Genomic DNA, 19,247 nt, shown 5'->3' with positions numbered 1-19,247 from the left:
ATACAAAAATATTCAATTTGACTAATTCATCATCATATTTTTGGACAAAATACAACCATAAACAAAAGGATCCGTAGCCAATAGGCCACGAATCCCTTTGTTTAGCTTACCTCAAAACACCTTCTTCTGCTGCCGATCATCCTTCAAGATCTCCACCGCTTCGCGGAAGCGCAGCGAGTGGATGATTTCCCGTTCCCTCAGGAATTTCAAACTGTCCTGCAAATCAACGTCATCGGTCATGTCGATGAGCCACTGGTATGTAGCCCGGGCTTTCTCTTCCGCGGCGATATCTTCATAGAGATCGGCGATAGGGTCACCTTTAGCCTGAATATAGGCTGCTGTGAAGGGTACCCCGCCGGCGTTCTCATAGAAGATCGCCCGATCATGGGCGACATAATGCGGTGCCAGACCCGCCGCCTTCAGCTCCTCCACCGTTGCGTCTTTGGTCAGCTTATATACCATCGTGGCGATCATCTCTAAGTGGGCAAATTCTTCTGTGCCAATATCGTTAAGTAATCCAATAACTTTGTCAGGAATGGTATACCGCTGATTCAAATACCGTAAAGCCGCAGCTAACTCTCCGTCAGCACCGCCATACTGCTCAAGCAATAGTTTTGCCATTCCGATATCACATTTACCCACGCGAACAGGATATTGTAGTTTCTTCTCATAGACCCACATTACTTGGTGTTACCCTCCTTTGGCTTGCCTCCAAATGGTAAAACAACTTTACACCTGCCAAGGCCATGGGACCTTCGACCATTCCCACGGAAATTTCGAGTATGCACGGCCGAAGTTCTGCAAGGGGCCATATAGCTGCTGGAATTGGTTAGCAAGTCCGGTCCGTTCACAAGTCAACTGATTAAATTGTTCAATAGCTTGTAAATCATCCGGGTGAGTGTCGAGATAAAGATTCAATTCAACTAAGACAAAATCAAGCGCCTGCAGCTTTTCCAACATTTCATAGAACTCTGGTTCACATTGCGATTTCGATGTCATTTCATCACCGTCCTTTTCCCCATCTGGATTCATAGGGACTATACAGAGCGGGCCATAACGTGCCAAATCTTAGGGCTTCCTGTGGGCTAAACTGCGGTAAATTGGGAGGTTGAAAGCACATAAATAACTGCGGAGGTGTGCTGTAAGTCTTGCACAGTATCGGTGGGCAGGGGTCGAACGGGCCAACAAACGGGGCCCATGTTTGCTCTTGGGGATAACTCAAACCAAGCTCCTCCTTTTATCAAAAGACAATTTCCTCATCATTAACATATGATGTTCGCCCAGAAAATGAACCTAAAATATGGGCAAAAAAGAAAACGACAAGATATCTCTGGCCTGAGATTTCTTATCGTTTGTATTTTTGAAAATTTGTTGCAACTAGCTTTATTGAATATCTCACACCATAATCACGTATTTTTTGCAGGTTAGTATTAATTCTTCTTCGCATAAACGTATTAAAAATCCACATTTTGAACTTCAATCTGTTATTCGAGTACTGTTGGAATAACTCGTCCGGAGAATTATAGGTTCCTAAATGATCTATTACCGAGGCGAACTGGATATAGGTAGACTTTCCGTAAAAGCACGTATTGAATCCATCGCTTTTCTTTACGGAAACACCATAACCGAGTAATTTATCCCCTTGATCACTGAGATGACTCTTCGTTTGTGAGAGCAATTGATCGTCAACAATCACTCCCTCCAGAGCAAGCCATTCTTGATTATAAAACACTTCAGTATAGGCATGGATAATTTTTTTGGGTGCCAGCCTATATGTGACTCCAGTCAAAGCACCCTTTTGCATCGTCTTATCAATCGTGAATCCTTGAATCCTACAAGGTACCCCAACACCTCTAAGCAAGATGTTCTTCGTATTGCATTGGCCTAAGCCATCCCCCAGTATTTCACTTGCAGTCAGCGCATCTCCCCGATTATAGCCGAATTTGATCTCATTTCTGACAAAATTATAGACTTCTGAAATAAGCTCTTGAGAGGATTCAATCTGCCTCCATTGACGCGAATCAATCAAATCTTCAATCACTGATTGTTTATAATCTAACAATTGAGTTTCACATAAATATGACTTCATGTTCTCGCCCCCTTCAGCTACAGTTTAATGCTGTCCTGGAGGGATGACTTTCAAATTTATGCTATCTTTTTTTATTTGTGTTAACGACATGCCCAACGTTTTTTTGGCTACGGAAGCTAAATGCGCGGAATGACTGAAGCCGGCTTCATGCGCGGCGCTGGTTAAGGAGTACCCTTCATTCATCAGGATAAAGGCTCTTTTCAATTTATGTAAAATGATATAACTACTATAAGCAACGCCATACTTTTCAGAGAATAACCTTGAGAAATGACTAGGAGAATAATTCAGAAGGGAAGCCATCTCGGTCTGTGTATAAAACTTACCCGAGCGTCGCATGGCAGTTATAACTTCCTCCATCTGCTCATTTTGTTCTAGATCTACGTACTGTATCTTATTTTTCTCAACTAGTCCTTGAATCACTTCATACAATTGATCGCAAGATCCAATATTATAGTCCTTCCAGAGGTGATCTATACAAACATAAGGCTGTTGTAATAACAATTCAGCATAGATAGATGAATATAAAGCGGAACTAGGGTCAACAAGCACATTATGAGTAGCTGTCCCTAAGGTGTTCACCTTGTGCAGGACATTCGTGTCGATAATTACAAACTGCGTTTGGAACATCATATTCCCAATTGTTATCTCGATAGGTTGCATTACCGCATATATGATTTGCAGCATATGGTGACGGTGCATTTCGGCATCCAATGAATCTATGGAGAAGAGAACGGCTTCTTCTCTAAATAATAGATTAAGCATTGCTAATCTCCTTCACTAAACCTGTGGTTAAAAAATAATGACCCGCAAAAGTTACTTTTCACAAAGTATCCTTTTTGCAGGTCACGGTAATCTACCCTGTTGGAATAGATATTAACTACTTATATCATAGCTTTATGTTTCCGATGGATCGGTCGTTTCAGATTCTTTCATTTTGCGTTTGGTGATTTTCACGCGTGTAATACGCAATCGCGCAGATTCAGCAACTTCAAACAAGGTACCTTCGAACTCTTTCTTTCTACCTTTCACTGGAGCCCCCTCCAGCTCTTTGAACAGCCAGCCACCGATAGAATCCACTTCATCATCTTCAATTGCAATACCTATTAAATCATTAACCTCTTCAATCAACAACCGACCATCCACGGAATAAACACCTTCCGCAAGCTTTTCTATTTCAAGACGTTCGTCCTCAAATTCATCATGCAAATCGCCTACAATTTCTTCAATAATTTCCTCAGCCGTCAGCAGGCCTGCAGTTCCACCGTATTCGTCAACTACCAGCGTCATTTGTGAATGTTTCTTCTGCATCTTTCGCAGAACTTGGCTAACTTCCATCGACTCCGGAACATTAAGAATAGGTCGTACCATTTGTGTTAAATCAAGTGGTTTACCTGGTTCAGGTAACAAAAGGTCTGTAATATGTACAAAACCAATGATCTGGTCCTTATCCTCCACTGCAACCGGATAACGTGAATGTTTGCTTTCACTTACAATCTTCATGTTCTCTTCCCATGATAAATGTGTGTATAAGCAGTCCATATCGGTACGAGGAAGCATAACTTCTCTTGCTAGCATATCTGAGAAATCAAACAAATTATCCATCAGTTTCATTTCATCTTTATCAATGACACCACTCTTGGCGCTTTGATTCATCAAAATACGAATCTCTTCCTCTGAATGGGCTGCCTCCCCTTCACCAGCTGGCTTAATACCAACCAACCGAAGCATTCCATTTGCTGCTGTATTTAATAACCAAATTACAGGAAGAAAAATTCTATAGAAGTATAGAAGTGGTGCTGACAACCATAAAGATGCTTCCTCGGATTTCTGAATCGCGAGTGACTTTGGTGCCAGCTCTCCAATAACAATATGCAAAAATGTAATAATTGCAAATCCGACCGCAACCGATACCGTTGAAATCAATGTCGCATCAGTGATGCCCATTTTGTACATTAAGGGTTTAATCAAGAGCTCTGAAATGGCCGGTTCCCCTACCCATCCAAGTCCAAGGGAAGCGAGTGTAATCCCCAATTGAGTAGCTGACAGATAAGCATCCAATTTCTTATTGACTTTAAGTGCATATGAAGCACGTCGGTTCCCTTCACTAACAAGTTGCGTCAGCCTTGACTGACGCACCTTAACGAGTGAAAATTCAGCAGCTACGAAGAATCCATTTAATAATACAAGTACAAAGACAAACAATAAATTTAACATAAGTTTACTAAATTCTATATGTCCGTCGGGCATGATGCACTCCTCTTTCCTATAAATTAATGGCTTTGCGGGATTTAAAATCAATATCCTTATAGTACATATCAGCTACAAGTAAATTAGGTCCGCAGCAGCCAACGCTATCACAATGACAGTTCACCTTTTGATTCAAGGGATGTCCATTTAGCCATTGTCCAAAAATATCGTCCAATCTTCCATTATTTATATTACCAAAAGCCGGGATTGTAGCAAAGTCCGTTACATAGACGTCTCCGGTAAACATATTGACATTTACCCGATTTCTGCCATCGGGATCGTTGCGTACCGTAACATTTGGTTCATGACGAAGACGGCGTAGCAACTTTGCGTCCTCCTCATTACTATTACACGCAAAGAACGGAAGCGTTCCAAACAACATCCATAAATCCTGATTTCTATTATCCAGCAACGAATGGATTGCCATCCGCATATTTTCGAGGGAAAGTACAGGTAATCCTTCTGCGAAATCAGCCGCATACATAGGGTGAACCTCATGCCTTTGGCAACCCATATCCACGATTAATTGATGAATCTCAGGTAATTTGTCATAAGTACGGTAATTAATCATCGTTTCCGCTGAGATGAACATGCCCGCTTCGCTAAGTCGCTTCGTATTCTCAATCATTTTATGATACATCTTGTAGGCCACTTCAGGCTTAACAGAGTGTCCACTACGTGCAAATCCGACTTCGTGAAAATCTGTCTCATCCCTGTAGTTAAACGATATATGCATAACATCTAAATAAGGTAACAACTTCTCATAGCGTTCATAATCCAGTGTTAAGTTAGAATTAATTTGCGAGCGAATCCCTCGCTCTTTGGCATACTGTAGCAGAGGAATAATTTTCTCATCCACTGTTTGACGTCTAAATGTCGGTTCCCCGCCTGTAATACTAATCGTACGAAGATTCTCTACTTCATCCAGTGACTTCAACATGAGAGAGAGTGGAATTTGCTCCGGCTCCTTCATGACTAGGCTATCACCAACAGCGCAATGTTCACAGCGCATATTGCATAAATTAGTGACCGTCATTTCTACGCTCGTCAGGACGTGACGACCAAATTCGCGTAGTGAACCGATCGGGTCCCACGGATCATTGCTCGGACTGATGGCAGCCATCTTATGTGTATTGTTGTACATTATCTTCATTATTTACTCACCTTATCTATTTAAATAATCTGGCGTGTTGTCAAACCATCAAGGAATGGGTTCAACAATCTTACGCCCCTTTTACCCCCATATTGTCAACTTCAGTAATTACAACGGATAATTGATTAGAGAGATCCACTTCGTAAGGAGACTTTATATCCATACCGAATTCATCAGTCAATATGCGAATGACCGGACGATGCGGAATGAGTCCATGAATTTGGGAGACAACTCCCCGCTCTCCCGTACTAAGCTTCACCATCATCCCTAGCGGATAGATCGCAACTCGGTCCCGGAATACTTCCAGCTTCGATTTCTCGTACCATGTATCACAACCTGTGTAGAGCACTTCTAAAGCTTGATGTGGGAGCATCGCCGAGCGATATACACGGTGGGTTGTCATCGCATCAAAAGCATCTGCAATCGCTATCCAACGGGCAAATTCGTGGATTTCATCTTTTTTAATTCCCCGAGGATAACCACTACCATCTATTCGTTCGTGGTGCTGATAGGCACAATGCGCGGAGACCAATGGTATTCCTGGTTCATCCTTGAGTATCTTGAACCCAATCTCCGTATGGGTCTTCATCTGCATAAATTCTTCATCTGTTAATTTTCCTGGCTTATTAAGGACTTCTAGTGGCACTTTGGTCTTACCGATATCGTGCAACATGGCGCCCATACCCAGCATAGTTAGCTCATCCTTGCTGTATCCATGGATTTGCCCCAAAAGAATGGTATAAATACACACATTCAATGAATGACGGTATAGGTACTGATCCATGCTATTAATATTCATGAGCATAATCATCGCGTCTTCTCTTGAACCAAGGTCATCCATAATTGAATCCACTAGATTCGAGAATACTTTTCCCAAATATGGATAGACTAGACCTTTCGCTGCAGGTTTCATCAATTGACGATAATTAGTACGGATCTCAATGAGTGCTCGCTGACGTGTCTCTTCAGTGATCATGTCCTCAATCACAATATCATCTGTACGAGGATCAGACACATAAACAAAATCCAGACCATGAGACTTCAAACGACGAATAATGGGGTCGCTCAATTCCGCGTTCTCCGATAGTAAGACAATACCTTCTTCATTATATAGCTTCTTGCCAAGCTTCATTCCTGGTAGCAAGGAGTTGACAGATACTAACCGCATAAATCCACTACTCCATCTCTGATAAGAATAAAAACAATGACCACGAACATAAATCTCAATTGAATCTTAAAACAAAAGTTATCTTATATATCGGGAATAATACAACTATATTTTAACCATTTAGCTTGGTCTCCATCTAGATAGATAACAGTCTGATACCGCTCCAGGTGTCTGTAGCTCCATTCTGAGCAGATCACGCAAGAAATCAGGTAACATAAACTGTTTATGATTACCATTCTTTAGTCGTTCATATCCAATACCAAATGAGAACATATCCAGTGTTCCCACATCATAAACTTTCTCAGGTAAAATAGGTACTCCGTGTACACTTGCTTGAAGGATTCTATTATATGGTAAACGATCTAAATCGTATATAATTTCCATGCCGTCCACGCAAATCCCACCAAGAACTTTTCCGCGAAATCCAAATCCATAAATGACTCGTTCATTAAATTCTTGAAGTAGTGATTGCTCCAAGGTATACAGAATATCTTCGCCTGTAAGGCTCATCCGGCAAGGGTTAATTGGCGATGGGCACCGCTCATGTAACATTCCCTCACTAATCTCTCCCGCTGGAAGATCAGCTAATAATTGACCACTATTCACAATCGAAATCTCACTATGGGTATATCTACGGACCGCCTGGGCAAGCAAATTACCAAAAGGTGACTCCACATTATATTCAATAGGTAGCGTTCGATCTGTAACCGCGACAGTACGCTGCATCCGTTCCTCGGCTTGTTTCTTGTGAATAGAAATCGCTCGTAGAATGATACCATCTTCTGCTCCCTCTTCTACGGGAATACAATTCCCCTCTGTCACAACGAATCTTCCTTGTTCGTAATCTCGCTTGAACACGACTCTCCCGAGATAACGTCCAAATTTACCAGCTGCTGTAATCGCAGTTCTACCGATAAATAACGGCTCTTCAAGTAAATGATGCGTGTGTCCTCCGATAATTAGATCAATACCTGATACCTCTTCAGCAAGTTCTTTATCAAAAGGAAGGCCCATATGTGACATCACAATAATCAGATCAACCCTAGAACGTAGCCGTTCTACTGAATTCATAATTGTAAGCTTCGGATCTAACGCCTCTAGACCCAGTAATTCATAGAACTCCGCGTATGCCACCGTTGCCCCAACTAATCCAATCGTGATATTCCCTTTTTGGACGATCAAATCCTCCATCATCCAACTTGGAGGTTGTTCTTTGCCTAACTCTCGAATGTTACCGCATACGACAGGGCAAATTAATCCAGCATAAGCTTGATTTAATAACTCTGGAGTAAAGGTTAGCCCTTCATTATTACCAATCGTGATGGCATCATATCTCATTAGATTTAGAATATCTACATTGGCTTGTCCCATCGTCCCTTCAGTTTCCGGTGCTGCTCGATCCATATGATCCCCAATATCAAGTAGGAGTGTAGATGTAGCATCTTTACAGGCCGCTCTTTGTTCCTCCACCATGGCGGAAATACGTCCCATGACATCGAAATGGCTGTGTAAATCATTTGTATAAAGTATGGTTAATTCATCCTGGTCCGCATCCTGCAACATTGCATTCCCCCCTTGGTTTGCCTTTGTATATCCGGCCCAGTCCCTATCCATTTCCATTCAATATTCTAACAATATTATATACCTCATTTTTAATCATTGTCTCCCTATATATGATATATTATAGTGGCTGACAAACCATTCGAGATGAATATAAATAGAAATTACTTTCTCACTCTTTGAGTTCCCACTTGGAAAAAAGAAATATGGGAAGATGGGATGCATTGTCAATCCATAATTTACCTGATATTATTAAGAAAATTACTGTTTAATGAGGTGTCAGTAACTTGAAAGTTCATATCATGGATCTCAGTTCCGGTGATCGTCTTAAGGTTGATGTTTTTAACCGTTATGGCGTATTGGTTCTGCAAAAAGATACATCCTTATCCAATGACGCGATTGTAAAGCTCATGCAACATGGAATTGACTACGTAGATATCGAGCCGCTGATACTAGAACATAATTTCAATTCCAATACCACGATCTCGGACTCCGTGCAAAAGTTAAAACCAGTCTTTGACGAAGCTGTTGAAGGGTTTGAGGTCATCTTCTTATCGGCGTTAGCAAGTGGCACCTATGATGAAGCCAAAGTTGATCAGCTACTAGAGCCCATGATTAATGGATTAATTGGACAAAAAGACGTAGTTTCACTGCTCTTATTGCTAGGTGATAATGACAACTATACTTACAATCACTCCTTGCAAGTAGGTATGCTTTCCTATTATATCGCTTCTTGGCTCGGTTATCCAAAAGAAGAAGCTTACTTGGTCGGCAAAGCAGGTTATTTGATCGATATCGGTAAATCTAAATTGCCTCAAGATATCCTCAGCAAACCCGGGAAGCTGACTACAGAAGAATTCGAGATTGTAAAACGTCATGCCCAATATGGACATGACATCATCCTCAACTCCACTGGTGATAGCGTTTCCGCCCAAGTTGCCCTCGAGCACCATGAACGAGATGACGGATCTGGTTACCCTAGAGGCCTGAGAGACGAGCAGATCCATCCTTACGCCAAGATCACAGCCGTGGCTGATGTTTATACGGCAATGACATCTAACCGCGTATACCAGTCAAAGCATGAGTTTCTGACAGTACTTCGTGAATTGAATGCACTTAGCTTCGGTAAGCTAAGCCCGAAACCTACACAAGCTCTTATCAATCACTTACTACCGAACTTTATTGGCAAGAAGGTACTTCTCACTTCTGGAGAGATTGGATCGATTATTATGACCAATCAAATGGATTTCTTCCGACCCTTAGTACAAACAGAGTCACGGTTCATAGATTTATCTAAAGAACGCGAGATGGCAATAACTGAAGTATATATGTAATACATAAATTGAAAGACTCCAGCGGTCTGATTAGTAGGAGCTGTTACTTTTGGAAATTGTCCATAAGATTGAAGAACTCCGATTAGAGTTAAATAAACTATGTGTACATAAACGTCTTGCTGATCAAGAGGTTCTAGAGACAAGCCAACAACTTGATGCTATGCTGAATGAGTATAACCATATATTGTTACGAAAAACTCTTATAGGTGCCTGCCATAAAGAGGCCTGATGAATTATCACGAAAAAACTCTGCTAGCTACATGCTCAGCAGAGTTTTTTTGCGATCATATCTAGATCTTCATCGAGATATCTTGGCTATCGTTAACCGATGGAGCCCTCCATCTCGAACTTAATGAGTCTGTTCATCTCAACCGCATATTCCATTGGAAGCTCCTTGGTGAACGGCTCGATGAAGCCCATAACGATCATTTGTGTCGCTTCAGCTTCGGTGAGACCACGGCTCATCAGATAGAACAATTGCTCCTCTGACACCTTAGATACCGTAGCTTCATGCTCAAGCGTGACATTATCATTCATGATCTCATTGTAAGGAATCGTGTCTGAAGTCGATTCGTTATCCAGAATCAACGTATCACACTTGATGTTAGATTTAGCACCTTCTGCTTTACGGCCAAAGGAAGCCAAGCCACGATAACTTACTTTACCACCGTGCTTACTGATCGACTTCGAAATGATCGTAGACGTTGTATCAGGAGCTAGATGGATCATTTTTGCGCCGGCATCCTGAAGTTGTCCTTTACCCGCAACAGCGATTGAAAGTACACTTCCCTTGGCTCCGCGACCTTTGAGAATGACAGCTGGATATTTCATTGTCAGCTTGGAGCCGATGTTACCATCAACCCATTCCATCGTTGCATTCTCTTCAGCAACAGCACGTTTGGTTACAAGGTTATAGATGTTCGGTGCCCAGTTCTGTATCGTTGTATAACGCACGCGTGCGTTCTTCTTACAGATAATTTCTACGACAGCACTGTGCAAAGAGTTCGTGCTATAAATTGGAGCCGTACAACCTTCTACATAGTGTACAAAGCTGTCTTCATCGGCAATGATCAGTGTGCGTTCGAATTGTCCCATGTTCTCGGAATTGATCCGGAAGTAGGCTTGCAATGGTACTTCACACTTCACGCCCTTCGGAACATAAATGAAGCTTCCGCCTGACCATACCGCACTGTTCAATGCAGCAAACTTATTGTCTGTGTGTGGAATAACGGTTCCGAAGTACTCACGGAAAATTTCAGGATGCTCTCTGAGCGCCGTATCTGTATCCGTAAAGATAACACCTTGGTCTTCCAATTCCTTTTGCATGCTATGATAAACTACCTCGGATTCATACTGTGCCGAGACACCCGCCAGAAACTTTTGTTCCGCTTCTGGAATTCCAAGTTTATCAAATGTTTCTTTGATTTCAGTAGGAACTTCTTCCCACGTTTTTCCTTGTTTCTCTGATGGTCTAACATAATATTGAATATCGTCAAAATCAAGACCGCTGAGATCTCCACCCCATTTAGGAAGTGCCATCTTCTCGAACTGTTCTAGTGATTTCAAACGGAAGTCTAACATCCATTCAGGCTCATTCTTGATTTTGGATATTTCCATGACAACTTCACGAGTTAATCCCTTACCCGTCTGAAAGATTGATTTATGTTCATCCCGAAAGCCATATTGATACTCTTCCATATCAGGCGCTTTCTTGGCCATGGTTGATACCCCCTTATTATTTTGATTCTTCGTTAATGCCCTTCTTCAACGCATTCCATGCCAGCGTTGCACATTTGATTCTGGCAGGAAATTTATTCACACCCGACAGTGCTTCGATGTCTTCATAGTCATCAAATTCAGCTGGTTCACCCTTCATTAAGCAGGAGAACCGGTCAGCCAGTTCCATCGCTTCGCTAAACGTACGACCTTTAACTGCTTCCGTCATCATTGATGCAGACGACATACTGATCGAGCAACCATCTCCCGTAAACCGGGCATCTTTCACGATATCGTCCTCGATGACAAGATGAAGGGAGATTCGATCTCCACAAGTCGGATTATTTAACTCTACCGTCAAAGTCTCGTCATCGAATGTTCCACGATTACGTGGGGTTTTATAATGATCCATAATTACACGGCGGTACAAATCGTCAAGTTGCATTATCCAAAATACTCCTTTGTTTGGATTAAAGCTTTCGCCAATGCATCAATGTCTTGCTCTGTATTGTATAAATAAAGACTGGCTCTCACCGTTGAGTTAACTTGCAGCCAACGCATCAACGGTTGACAGCAATGATGCCCCGCCCGAACGGCTATGCCAGATGCATCCAATACAGTCGCTACATCATGCGGATGAACATCCATCAGATTGAATGTGACCAAACCAACCTCACGATCGCGAGGTCCATATAGAGTGATCCCTTCAATTTCAGACAAGCGGTCCATCGCATACATGGCGAGCTTCGTTTCATGCCGATGAATTTCATCCATGCCGATAGCTTCCAAGAAATCAATCGCAGCCCCAAGACCCACGGCACCAGCAATGATTGGTGTTCCACCTTCAAATTTATAAGGCAGCTCTTTCCACGTGGATTCATAAAGACCAACATCATTGATCATTTCTCCGCCGAATTCAACCGGCTCCATGGACTCTAATAAAGTCTTCTTACCATATAATACTCCAATACCTGTTGGTGCACACATCTTATGACCAGAAAAAGCGTAGAAATCACAGTCCAAATCTTGCATATTCACTTTCATATGCGGTGTACTCTGAGCACCGTCTACTACGATGACCGCTCCGTGACGATGAGCGATTTCGGCGATTTGTTTCACCGGATTCACTACACCGAGCACATTCGATACATATGCGATAGCTACGATTTTTGTTCTGTTTGTAATTGTCTTCTCAACATCTTCAAGTGCAACATGACCGTCAGCCTGAAGAGGAATATATTTCAGTACAGCTTTGGTTCTCAGCGCAAGTTGTTGCCAAGGAATCAAATTGCTATGATGTTCCATTGGCGTAATGACAATTTCGTCGCCTTCTTGTAGCACCGCTGGACCATAGGATGAAGCCACGATGTTAAGAGCAGTCGTTGTTCCCCTGGTGAAAATAATTTCCTCCGTGTGGGAAGCCCCGATAAATTTAGTCACCTTCTCACGTGCGCCTTCATAATCATCCGTAGCCCGGCTACCTAGCGTATGAACACCCCGATGAACATTGGCGTTATCCCACTCGTAATAGTGCTTCAACGCTTCTAATACGACTTTCGGCTTCTGCGAACTGGCAGCACTGTCAAGATACACAAGAGGGTGACCATTAATCTCCTGATGTAAAATAGGAAATTGCTCTTTGATCAGCTCGGCGTTCATTGGCCTAACTTCCTTTCGATCAACTCCTGCAGTTGCTTCTGCAATTGCTCAAGTGGAATATCGGAGACAACAGGAGCTAAGAAACCGTAAATGACCAATCGTTCGGCTTCTTCCTTAGAAATCCCCCGCGACATCAGATAATAGATTTGTTCAGGATTCACTTGACCAACGGAAGCTGCGTGACCTGCTGTTACATCATCTTCATCAATTAGAAGGATCGGATTTGCATCCCCACGAGCTTTAGGACTAAGCATTAATACTTTTTCCGTTTGCTCTCCATTAGCCTTGGTCGCGCCTTTCTCGATCTTCGTAATCCCATTAATAATCGCCGTTGATTGTTCACGCATTACAGCACGAGTAATCATCTGGCTATCTGAGCTCTTACCAAAGTGAACGGCTTTGGTCGTAAGATTTAATTTCTGTGATCCAGAACCCACAGCGATAACTTTGGCATCAGACGTCGATCCATTGCCCTTAAGCACAGACAAAGTCTCACTCATAGCATCGCCATTGTTCATTTCTCCAACGATCCATTCAATGCTGCCATCATTCTCAACAATGGCCCGGCGGTAGATCAAATCCGTTGTATTCTCATTTAATTCATGAATGGTAGCAAATTGTACTTTAGATCCTGATTTGACGAATACTTCTGCAGCGCCATTATGCACGATCTTATCGCCAAACTCACTTGATATATAGTTGTCAACGTAGGTTACGCGGCTGTTTGACTCTGCCACAATAAGAACGTGAGGTGAGAACACCGTGCTTGTATCATCTAGTAGGAAAATACTTTGCAATGGTGTTTCAATCTCCACGTTTTTTGGAACGTAGAGGAAAACTCCTCCGTTCCAGAGCGCTGCATGCAACGCTGTAAGACGGTTCTCATCACTTTTCACCGCTGTGTGCAGATAGGATTTCACCAAGTCTCCATGCTCACGAACCGCTGTTTCAAGATCTGTAAAGATCACACCTTTTGCAGCCAGTTCAGGAGAAAGCCGTGTAAAGACGACATCACCATTTCGTTGTACAATCAGATTGCTCTGATCCCCAAGATCAACGAGTGAAGTCACACTCTCTGGAAGTTGCTGCGAAGTCTCTTGACGAGCTTGACGCAAAGCACCGTAATTTTGAATATCCCAACGTTCAATTTTCGCCTTTTCCAGTTTCGGCAGATCCAGTTCAGTAGCAAGCCCAAGTGCATTAACTCGGCTCTCAGTCAACCAAGCTGGCTCCCCATTACTTAATGAAATATTCTTAAGCTGGTCTGATTCCACCGGAAGAAGTATTTGTGTAGTCATCTCTATTTCTCCCTCCACTTAAGCTTCTTGACCGACAGTCTCGTCCTCAATGCCTAGTTCCTCTTTGATCCAATCGTATCCGTCCTGCTCCAGACGTTCAGCCAATTCCGGACCACCGGATTTAACAATACGTCCTTGCATCATCACGTGTACGAAATCAGGTTTTACATAGTTAAGCAAACGTTGATAGTGGGTAATAATAAGGAAGCCACGATCTTCACTACGCATAGCATTTACACCATTAGCAACGATCCGAAGGGCATCGATATCCAAACCGGAATCAATCTCGTCCAATACGACGATCTTAGGATCTAGCAGCATCATTTGTAGAATTTCATTACGTTTCTTCTCCCCACCGGAGAAACCTTCATTTAAATAACGGTGTGCAAATTCAGGATTCATTTCGAGTTCCTTCATTTTGCCTTCCATTTGTCGAATGAACTTGATCAAAGATACTTCATTTCCTTCACCACGACGTGCGTTGATAGCACTGCGTAGAAAATCGGAGTTAGTAACTCCAGCGATTTCACTAGGATATTGCATGGCCAAAAATAGACCTGCACGAGCACGTTCATCTACTGCCATCTCCAGAACATCTTCACCGTTCAAAGTTACAGTGCCTTCAGTCACCTCATATTTGGGATGTCCCATAAGCGCGGAAGCGAGCGTACTTTTACCAGTTCCGTTCGGTCCCATAATCGCGTGAATTTCGCCGCCCTTTATTTCAATATCGATACCCTTGAGAATTTGTTTCTCCTCAATTGTCGCTTTAAGTCCTTCAATAACGAAATGTGTAGACATATTTTAAAGCTCCCTCCAAATTGTCATTAATTATTTGATATTACGTGTATTGTTACAGGGACACCTCCCTGAAGTTGTAGACAGTATACCATAATGATTATCAGATTAGAATAATTCTAAGTGATTATCACTGATTCTCATTCCATTCTAACCTACTTTTTTACCTTAATCAATGGTCCCTATACGTATAGAGTACCTTCTTACTATATAAATACTCATTGACAGAATAACAGACTTAGCCATGTTCCTTGACTAAGTCCGTATTAATTCAACTTTATTCATTAATAATATCAACCTAGATCATACTTATCCCAAAAATGAACGTAACATCCACATATGTTTCTCAAGATCACCTTCGAATCCTGTCAAAAGGTCGCTTGTCACTTGATCGTTATTTTTGTCAGCTAGTTCAATTCCTTCATGGAAGGATTCACATAATGTAGCGAAGTCCTCAATCAGATTTTGCACCATCATCCGACTTTCTTCTTTTCCTGAGGCTTCTTGGATCGTAGCAAGCTTCAAATATTGCTTCATCGTGGCCGCAGGACTACCTTTAAGGGTGAGCATACGCTCAGCGATAGCATCCATCATCTCTGTGACCTCGTTATACAACTCTTCAAATTTAATATGCAATGTGTAGAAGTTTTCACCTTTAACATACCAATGATAATGATGAAGTTTTACGTATAGCACATTTAGGTTAGCTACTTGTTCATCTAATACTTTTTCTAGATTTGTTGTGCTCACTTTACTTGAAGAACCTGAATCTGTCTTTGCCATGATAAAACCCCTCATTTCTCCATTTTGATTTCAATTGTATAACCGTTCCTATTTATTCTATTTACCCAATTTATTCCCCAGCAAAACAGGTATTTGTTAGCCAAATTTCTGTTAGTGATCATTTTATATCTTCCCGACCTTCCGCCAATTATCTATTTAGGAAACTTTTGAACTAGGGGTTCATCATATAAAAGACTTGTTTCCATGTAACTTTTGAACTAAATAAGAATGCCGAAAACGTTACCAAGAAAAAATGATCCTTCTTGAGGGACTTAGGGACTATGATTGTGATACGAGCGGTGCTATTATTAATTGAGGAATTCATGATATGATTCTCTTAACTGAATAATTACTGAAATTGCGATTTTTTTGGGGGAAATATGGACACTCATAATCAAAACAACACTGAAGAATTGGGTTATTTGTTCAATATAGAAGTTTTGGTAAAGGACAAGACCAATGCACTAGCACTGCAAGCTCTATTACAGTTGCTCAACAACGCTGAGAATATAATTGATTACCGTATTAACTCCGGAATCGAATTGGGTTCAATCATTGAATCTCTATTAACTGCTAAGAAGCAAACGATGATTACTAACTCCTACAAACGATTAAATGCTAACGCACAGAATAAGAAGAAAAGTCCTGGGGTCATTCCAGAGCCACTATCCGTAAAAACAAAGAGCGCTGAACCTATTCGTGATAACTTTGCGCACATGGCCAACAATGGGGAATTTGGAGAATGGATTCAAAAACATATCTCTGAGAACAGACTTATTAGATTATCTGTCACTCGTAATGGTGACAGACTAAGTATACCTTGCCGAATTTTAAACTTTATTCCTGAAACGTATGCGATCAATGTGTATCATGTGGATGAAAAGCAAGTATATACGTTCAACTTGAGTGAAATTATCGATTTTATTGAAACATAACATTTACCAAAAAGAGGCCCCTTAAAAGTAGTTTGTTCTACTTTTAAGGGGCCTCTTCATTTAACAAGCTATTTTATCTACATTACTTCTCTACTTCGTAGGTCTAGTCCACGCAGCCGAAGCTAAGAATAACCAACCCGCGATAAATGATACCCCTCCAAGTGGAGTGATGGGACCAAGCCATTTCCAGCCCGTAATTGCCATCAAATAAAGACTTCCTGAGAATAAGATTATACCGATTAAGAACAATCGATTCGCCCATAGTATTTTACGAGATTCTCCCCACTGCCCTACAAACAAACTGGCAATCAGGATACCTAAGGCATGAATCATATGATAATGAACCCCTGTTTCAAAAGTACCCAGTGCATTTTCATCAATAATAGACTTCAACACATGAGCACCAAAGGCGCCGAGTGCTACGGATATAGCCATTAAGATAGTACCAATACTGATATATTTTCGTTGCATAATTTCGCCTCCTTGCCATCACTTTGCCAGAAAGAGATCTAAAATGCAATCCGAATCTGATTTTTTATTACAAAATTTAAGAATTGTGCGGAAGTGATGTTTATCATCAAAGTTTGAGAGGTAACCTGAGTAAAATGATGCTAACCCGCTCACTTTTTGCTAAAATGGAATTGGACGAACTGAATATAAGGAGATACTCATGTCAAAAGTTAAAATATTTGCAGATAGCACCTCTGATTTATTAGCATCATGGATTAACCAATATAACATTGGAGTTATTCCATTGTATGTTGTATTTGATGAGGAAAGCTTCAAGGACGGCGTCGAAATTACCCCTGCCGAACTTTACCAACGTGTAGAGAAAACGGATCGTTTGCCTAAGACGACAGCACCCTCTCCGAAAGACTTTATGGATGCCTTCGGTCCGCATATTGAACGTGGAGAAGATATTCTATATATCAGCTTGTCATCTGAGCTCTCATCCACCTACCAAAATGCTCTCATTGCGGCTGCTGAATATCCGGAGAACCGAGTGCGTATCGTTGATTCCCTCAACTTGTGTTCCGGGATAGGTCTATTAGTAATGAAAGCAGCTAGAGCAGCAGAATCCGGCCAAAGTCTGGACGAAATCGTCTCTCTGGTGGAGGCCTATCGGCCGCTAGTGGAAACCGAGTTTGTAATTGATACACTAGAGTATTTATATAAGGGCGGACGTTGCTCCGGTATGCAAAATTTCATTGGTAGCTTATTACAAATCCGGCCCGTACTAAAAGTTGTGGATGGAGGAATCATTCCAGCCTACAAAATACGTGGTAAGAAAGAAAAAGCTGTCGGGCAAATGTTGGACAACACGTTAGCGAATACAGATATGATGGATAATGATCTGATCATCGTTGTTCACACGTATGCTGAAGAAGAAGCCCTGCGTTTAGCTGCTATTCTTAGAGAGCAAACCGGAGCACGCGAAGTGGCTGTAGCTGAAGCTGGATGTGTTATTTCTAGCCATTGCGGCCCACACACGATTGGCATCATGTACACTAAGAAACTAACTCACTAGAAAATGCTTTCGAAGTAAGTGTTGAACGTAGATTTTCCTTGATGTAATGCTAACAAAACTTTTAGGAGGTGCCGTATGGGAAGGATCAAAATATTTGCTGACAGCACCTGCGATCTCCCATCGTCATGGATTCAAGATTATGACATCGGTATCGTTCCACTCTATGTCACGTTTGATGAAGAGACCTACAGAGATGGCATTGATTTGGAGACAGAGCAATTGTATCGTAAGGTAACAGAGCAAGGACGTCTGCCCAAAACAGCTGCTCCTTCACCAAACGATTTTATCCAAGCATTTACTCCCTTTATTAATCAGGGACAACAAATACTGTATATTAGTTTATCATCGGAGTTATCTTCCACCTATCAGAATGCACTTATCGCAAGTGATGAATTTCATCCTGGGCAAGTGACTGTATTTGACTCGTTAAATCTATCCACGGGGATCGGGCTACAAGTCATGAAGGCAGTAAGAGCTGCCGCCGACGGTAAGAGCGTGCCTGAAATCATCAAGCTATTGGATGATGTCCGGCCACACGTAGAAACTGAGTTTGTTATCGATTCGCTCGATTATTTATATAAAGGTGGACGTTGTTCCGGATTACAGAATCTGGTAGGTAGCCTGCTCAAAATTCGTCCTGTAATCAAAGTGATCGATGGGAAAATGACTCCGGCATACAAAATACGAGGCCCCCGCGAGAAGGCACTGAACCAATTGGTCCAAAACGTAATGACGCGGGTCGCTGAAATGGATAATGATCTTATCTTTATCACTCATTCCTTAGCCGACGAAGATGCTGTTCAATTAAGAGCTGCCCTTCAAGCTGGCACTGGCGCGAAAGATATTGTCATCTCCAACGCGGGTTGTGTTATTTCAAGCCACTGTGGAGCTAGAACAATCGGTATTCTATACACCAAAGCTATCAGTTAAATGTCCGATATCAAATAATGAATAACAAACAAGCTGATCCCCTCTACTT

The 19,247-nt window shown here is 41.8% G+C and carries 21 protein-coding genes; 5 read left to right on the top strand and 16 right to left on the bottom strand.

The window, feature by feature from the left end; all coding sequences use genetic code 11:
- Window positions 1-111: 111 nt before the first annotated feature.
- The 9 genes from IEW05_RS03990 to IEW05_RS03950 all read right to left on the bottom strand — a co-directional run bounded on the left by IEW05_RS03990 (window position 112) and on the right by IEW05_RS03950 (window position 8,217).
- Window positions 112-681: a manganese catalase family protein gene (locus IEW05_RS03990; protein WP_188536055.1), complete on the bottom strand. Its 570-nt coding sequence runs from the start codon at window positions 679-681 to the stop codon at window positions 112-114.
- 48 nt (window positions 682-729) lie between these two features.
- Window positions 730-1,065 (bottom strand): spore coat protein CotJB, encoded by a 336-nt coding sequence (locus IEW05_RS03985; RefSeq protein WP_308420374.1) that lies wholly within the window; start codon window positions 1,063-1,065, stop codon window positions 730-732.
- Window positions 1,004-1,222, bottom strand: a complete 219-nt coding sequence (locus IEW05_RS03980) for a spore coat associated protein CotJA (RefSeq protein ID WP_188536052.1) — start codon at window positions 1,220-1,222, stop codon at window positions 1,004-1,006. Before IEW05_RS03980 ends, IEW05_RS03985 begins: the two co-directional genes overlap by 62 nt.
- Window positions 1,223-1,345: 123 nt before the next feature.
- The gene (locus IEW05_RS03975) at window positions 1,346-2,089 is read right to left on the bottom strand and encodes a transglutaminase domain-containing protein (protein ID WP_188536050.1); all 744 of its coding nucleotides are present in this window, start codon (window positions 2,087-2,089) and stop codon (window positions 1,346-1,348) included.
- Window positions 2,090-2,113: 24 nt separating this feature from the next.
- Window positions 2,114-2,851, bottom strand: a complete 738-nt coding sequence (locus IEW05_RS03970) for a helix-turn-helix transcriptional regulator (protein ID WP_188536048.1) — start codon at window positions 2,849-2,851, stop codon at window positions 2,114-2,116.
- Window positions 2,852-2,983: 132 nt separating this feature from the next.
- The gene (locus tag IEW05_RS03965; RefSeq protein WP_188536046.1) at window positions 2,984-4,336 is read right to left on the bottom strand and encodes a hemolysin family protein; all 1,353 of its coding nucleotides are present in this window, start codon (window positions 4,334-4,336) and stop codon (window positions 2,984-2,986) included.
- Window positions 4,337-4,352: 16 nt separating this feature from the next.
- Entirely contained in the window at window positions 4,353-5,489 is a 1,137-nt protein-coding gene (gene yfkAB, locus IEW05_RS03960) for a radical SAM/CxCxxxxC motif protein YfkAB (protein WP_373285777.1), read from the bottom strand.
- Between the two features lie 70 nt (window positions 5,490-5,559).
- Window positions 5,560-6,657, bottom strand: coding sequence for an HD-GYP domain-containing protein (locus tag IEW05_RS03955; RefSeq protein ID WP_188536043.1), 1,098 nt, complete (start codon window positions 6,655-6,657; stop codon window positions 5,560-5,562).
- A gap of 120 nt (window positions 6,658-6,777) precedes the next feature.
- On the bottom strand, window positions 6,778-8,217 hold the full coding sequence (locus tag IEW05_RS03950; protein ID WP_373285820.1) for a bifunctional metallophosphatase/5'-nucleotidase: 1,440 nt from the start codon (window positions 8,215-8,217) through the stop codon (window positions 6,778-6,780).
- 287 nt (window positions 8,218-8,504) lie between these two features.
- On the opposite strand from IEW05_RS03950, the gene IEW05_RS03945 reads away from it, so the two are divergent.
- Both IEW05_RS03945 and IEW05_RS03940 read left to right on the top strand, forming a co-directional pair.
- Window positions 8,505-9,551: an HD-GYP domain-containing protein gene (locus IEW05_RS03945; protein WP_188536039.1), complete on the top strand. Its 1,047-nt coding sequence runs from the start codon at window positions 8,505-8,507 to the stop codon at window positions 9,549-9,551.
- Window positions 9,552-9,600: 49 nt separating this feature from the next.
- Complete coding sequence (locus tag IEW05_RS03940) at window positions 9,601-9,780, top strand: aspartyl-phosphate phosphatase Spo0E family protein (protein ID WP_188536037.1); 180 nt, start codon at window positions 9,601-9,603, stop codon at window positions 9,778-9,780.
- Between the two features lie 92 nt (window positions 9,781-9,872).
- On the opposite strand, the gene sufB is transcribed toward IEW05_RS03940, so the two are convergent.
- The 6 genes from sufB to IEW05_RS03910 all read right to left on the bottom strand — a co-directional run bounded on the left by sufB (window position 9,873) and on the right by IEW05_RS03910 (window position 15,805).
- The gene (sufB, locus tag IEW05_RS03935; RefSeq protein WP_188536035.1) at window positions 9,873-11,270 is read right to left on the bottom strand and encodes a Fe-S cluster assembly protein SufB; all 1,398 of its coding nucleotides are present in this window, start codon (window positions 11,268-11,270) and stop codon (window positions 9,873-9,875) included.
- A gap of 16 nt (window positions 11,271-11,286) precedes the next feature.
- Window positions 11,287-11,712, bottom strand: a complete 426-nt coding sequence (gene sufU, locus IEW05_RS03930; protein WP_188536033.1) for a Fe-S cluster assembly sulfur transfer protein SufU — start codon at window positions 11,710-11,712, stop codon at window positions 11,287-11,289.
- On the bottom strand, window positions 11,712-12,926 hold the full coding sequence (locus tag IEW05_RS03925; protein WP_188536031.1) for a cysteine desulfurase: 1,215 nt from the start codon (window positions 12,924-12,926) through the stop codon (window positions 11,712-11,714). The genes sufU and IEW05_RS03925 overlap by 1 nt, the downstream gene beginning before the upstream one ends.
- Window positions 12,923-14,224, bottom strand: a complete 1,302-nt coding sequence (gene sufD, locus IEW05_RS03920) for a Fe-S cluster assembly protein SufD (RefSeq protein WP_188536029.1) — start codon at window positions 14,222-14,224, stop codon at window positions 12,923-12,925. The genes IEW05_RS03925 and sufD overlap by 4 nt, the downstream gene beginning before the upstream one ends.
- 18 nt (window positions 14,225-14,242) lie before the next feature.
- On the bottom strand, window positions 14,243-15,025 hold the full coding sequence (gene sufC / locus IEW05_RS03915; protein WP_188536027.1) for a Fe-S cluster assembly ATPase SufC: 783 nt from the start codon (window positions 15,023-15,025) through the stop codon (window positions 14,243-14,245).
- A gap of 306 nt (window positions 15,026-15,331) precedes the next feature.
- Window positions 15,332-15,805: a Dps family protein gene (locus IEW05_RS03910; RefSeq protein ID WP_188536025.1), complete on the bottom strand. Its 474-nt coding sequence runs from the start codon at window positions 15,803-15,805 to the stop codon at window positions 15,332-15,334.
- Between the two features lie 380 nt (window positions 15,806-16,185).
- Here IEW05_RS03910 and IEW05_RS03905 point away from each other — a divergent pair, with 380 nt between their 5' ends.
- Window positions 16,186-16,740, top strand: a complete 555-nt coding sequence (locus IEW05_RS03905) for a hypothetical protein (protein ID WP_188536023.1) — start codon at window positions 16,186-16,188, stop codon at window positions 16,738-16,740.
- A 90-nt stretch (window positions 16,741-16,830) separates the two neighbouring features.
- On the opposite strand, the gene IEW05_RS03900 is transcribed toward IEW05_RS03905, so the two are convergent.
- Window positions 16,831-17,211 carry a DUF423 domain-containing protein gene (locus IEW05_RS03900; protein WP_188536021.1) on the bottom strand — a complete coding sequence of 127 codons (381 nt, stop codon included), beginning with the start codon at window positions 17,209-17,211 and terminating at the stop codon, window positions 16,831-16,833.
- Between the two features lie 199 nt (window positions 17,212-17,410).
- Here IEW05_RS03900 and IEW05_RS03895 point away from each other — a divergent pair, with 199 nt between their 5' ends.
- Window positions 17,411-18,268 (top strand): DegV family protein, encoded by an 858-nt coding sequence (locus IEW05_RS03895; RefSeq protein ID WP_188536018.1) that lies wholly within the window; start codon window positions 17,411-17,413, stop codon window positions 18,266-18,268.
- A gap of 75 nt (window positions 18,269-18,343) precedes the next feature.
- Window positions 18,344-19,198 (top strand): DegV family protein, encoded by an 855-nt coding sequence (locus IEW05_RS03890; RefSeq protein WP_188536016.1) that lies wholly within the window; start codon window positions 18,344-18,346, stop codon window positions 19,196-19,198.
- Window positions 19,199-19,247 lie beyond the last annotated feature (49 nt).

Origin of the sequence: Paenibacillus segetis, from assembly GCF_014639155.1 — a bacterium.
Taxonomy (GTDB): domain Bacteria; phylum Bacillota; class Bacilli; order Paenibacillales; family Paenibacillaceae; genus Fontibacillus; species Fontibacillus segetis.
This window is presented reverse-complemented; position numbering and strand designations above follow the sequence as displayed.

Bases quoted from the DNA above. Each gene is read 5' to 3' on its own strand.
- IEW05_RS03990 (WP_188536055.1), bottom strand. From the start codon at position 681: ATGTGGGTCTATGAGAAGAAACTACAATATCCTGTTCGCGTGGGTAAA.
- IEW05_RS03975 (WP_188536050.1), bottom strand. From the start codon at position 2,089: ATGAAGTCATATTTATGTGAAACTCAATTGTTAGATTATAAACAATCA.
- IEW05_RS03970 (WP_188536048.1), bottom strand. From the start codon at position 2,851: ATGCTTAATCTATTATTTAGAGAAGAAGCCGTTCTCTTCTCCATAGAT.
- IEW05_RS03965 (WP_188536046.1), bottom strand. From the start codon at position 4,336: ATGCCCGACGGACATATAGAATTTAGTAAACTTATGTTAAATTTATTG.
- yfkAB (WP_373285777.1), bottom strand. From the start codon at position 5,489: ATGAAGATAATGTACAACAATACACATAAGATGGCTGCCATCAGTCCG.
- IEW05_RS03955 (WP_188536043.1), bottom strand. From the start codon at position 6,657: ATGCGGTTAGTATCTGTCAACTCCTTGCTACCAGGAATGAAGCTTGGC.
- sufB (WP_188536035.1), bottom strand. From the start codon at position 11,270: ATGGCCAAGAAAGCGCCTGATATGGAAGAGTATCAATATGGCTTTCGG.
- sufU (WP_188536033.1), bottom strand. From the start codon at position 11,712: ATGCAACTTGACGATTTGTACCGCCGTGTAATTATGGATCATTATAAA.
- IEW05_RS03925 (WP_188536031.1), bottom strand. From the start codon at position 12,926: ATGAACGCCGAGCTGATCAAAGAGCAATTTCCTATTTTACATCAGGAG.
- sufD (WP_188536029.1), bottom strand. From the start codon at position 14,224: ATGACTACACAAATACTTCTTCCGGTGGAATCAGACCAGCTTAAGAAT.
- sufC (WP_188536027.1), bottom strand. From the start codon at position 15,025: ATGTCTACACATTTCGTTATTGAAGGACTTAAAGCGACAATTGAGGAG.
- IEW05_RS03910 (WP_188536025.1), bottom strand. From the start codon at position 15,805: ATGGCAAAGACAGATTCAGGTTCTTCAAGTAAAGTGAGCACAACAAAT.
- IEW05_RS03905 (WP_188536023.1), top strand. From the start codon at position 16,186: ATGGACACTCATAATCAAAACAACACTGAAGAATTGGGTTATTTGTTC.
- IEW05_RS03900 (WP_188536021.1), bottom strand. From the start codon at position 17,211: ATGCAACGAAAATATATCAGTATTGGTACTATCTTAATGGCTATATCC.
- IEW05_RS03895 (WP_188536018.1), top strand. From the start codon at position 17,411: ATGTCAAAAGTTAAAATATTTGCAGATAGCACCTCTGATTTATTAGCA.
- IEW05_RS03890 (WP_188536016.1), top strand. From the start codon at position 18,344: ATGGGAAGGATCAAAATATTTGCTGACAGCACCTGCGATCTCCCATCG.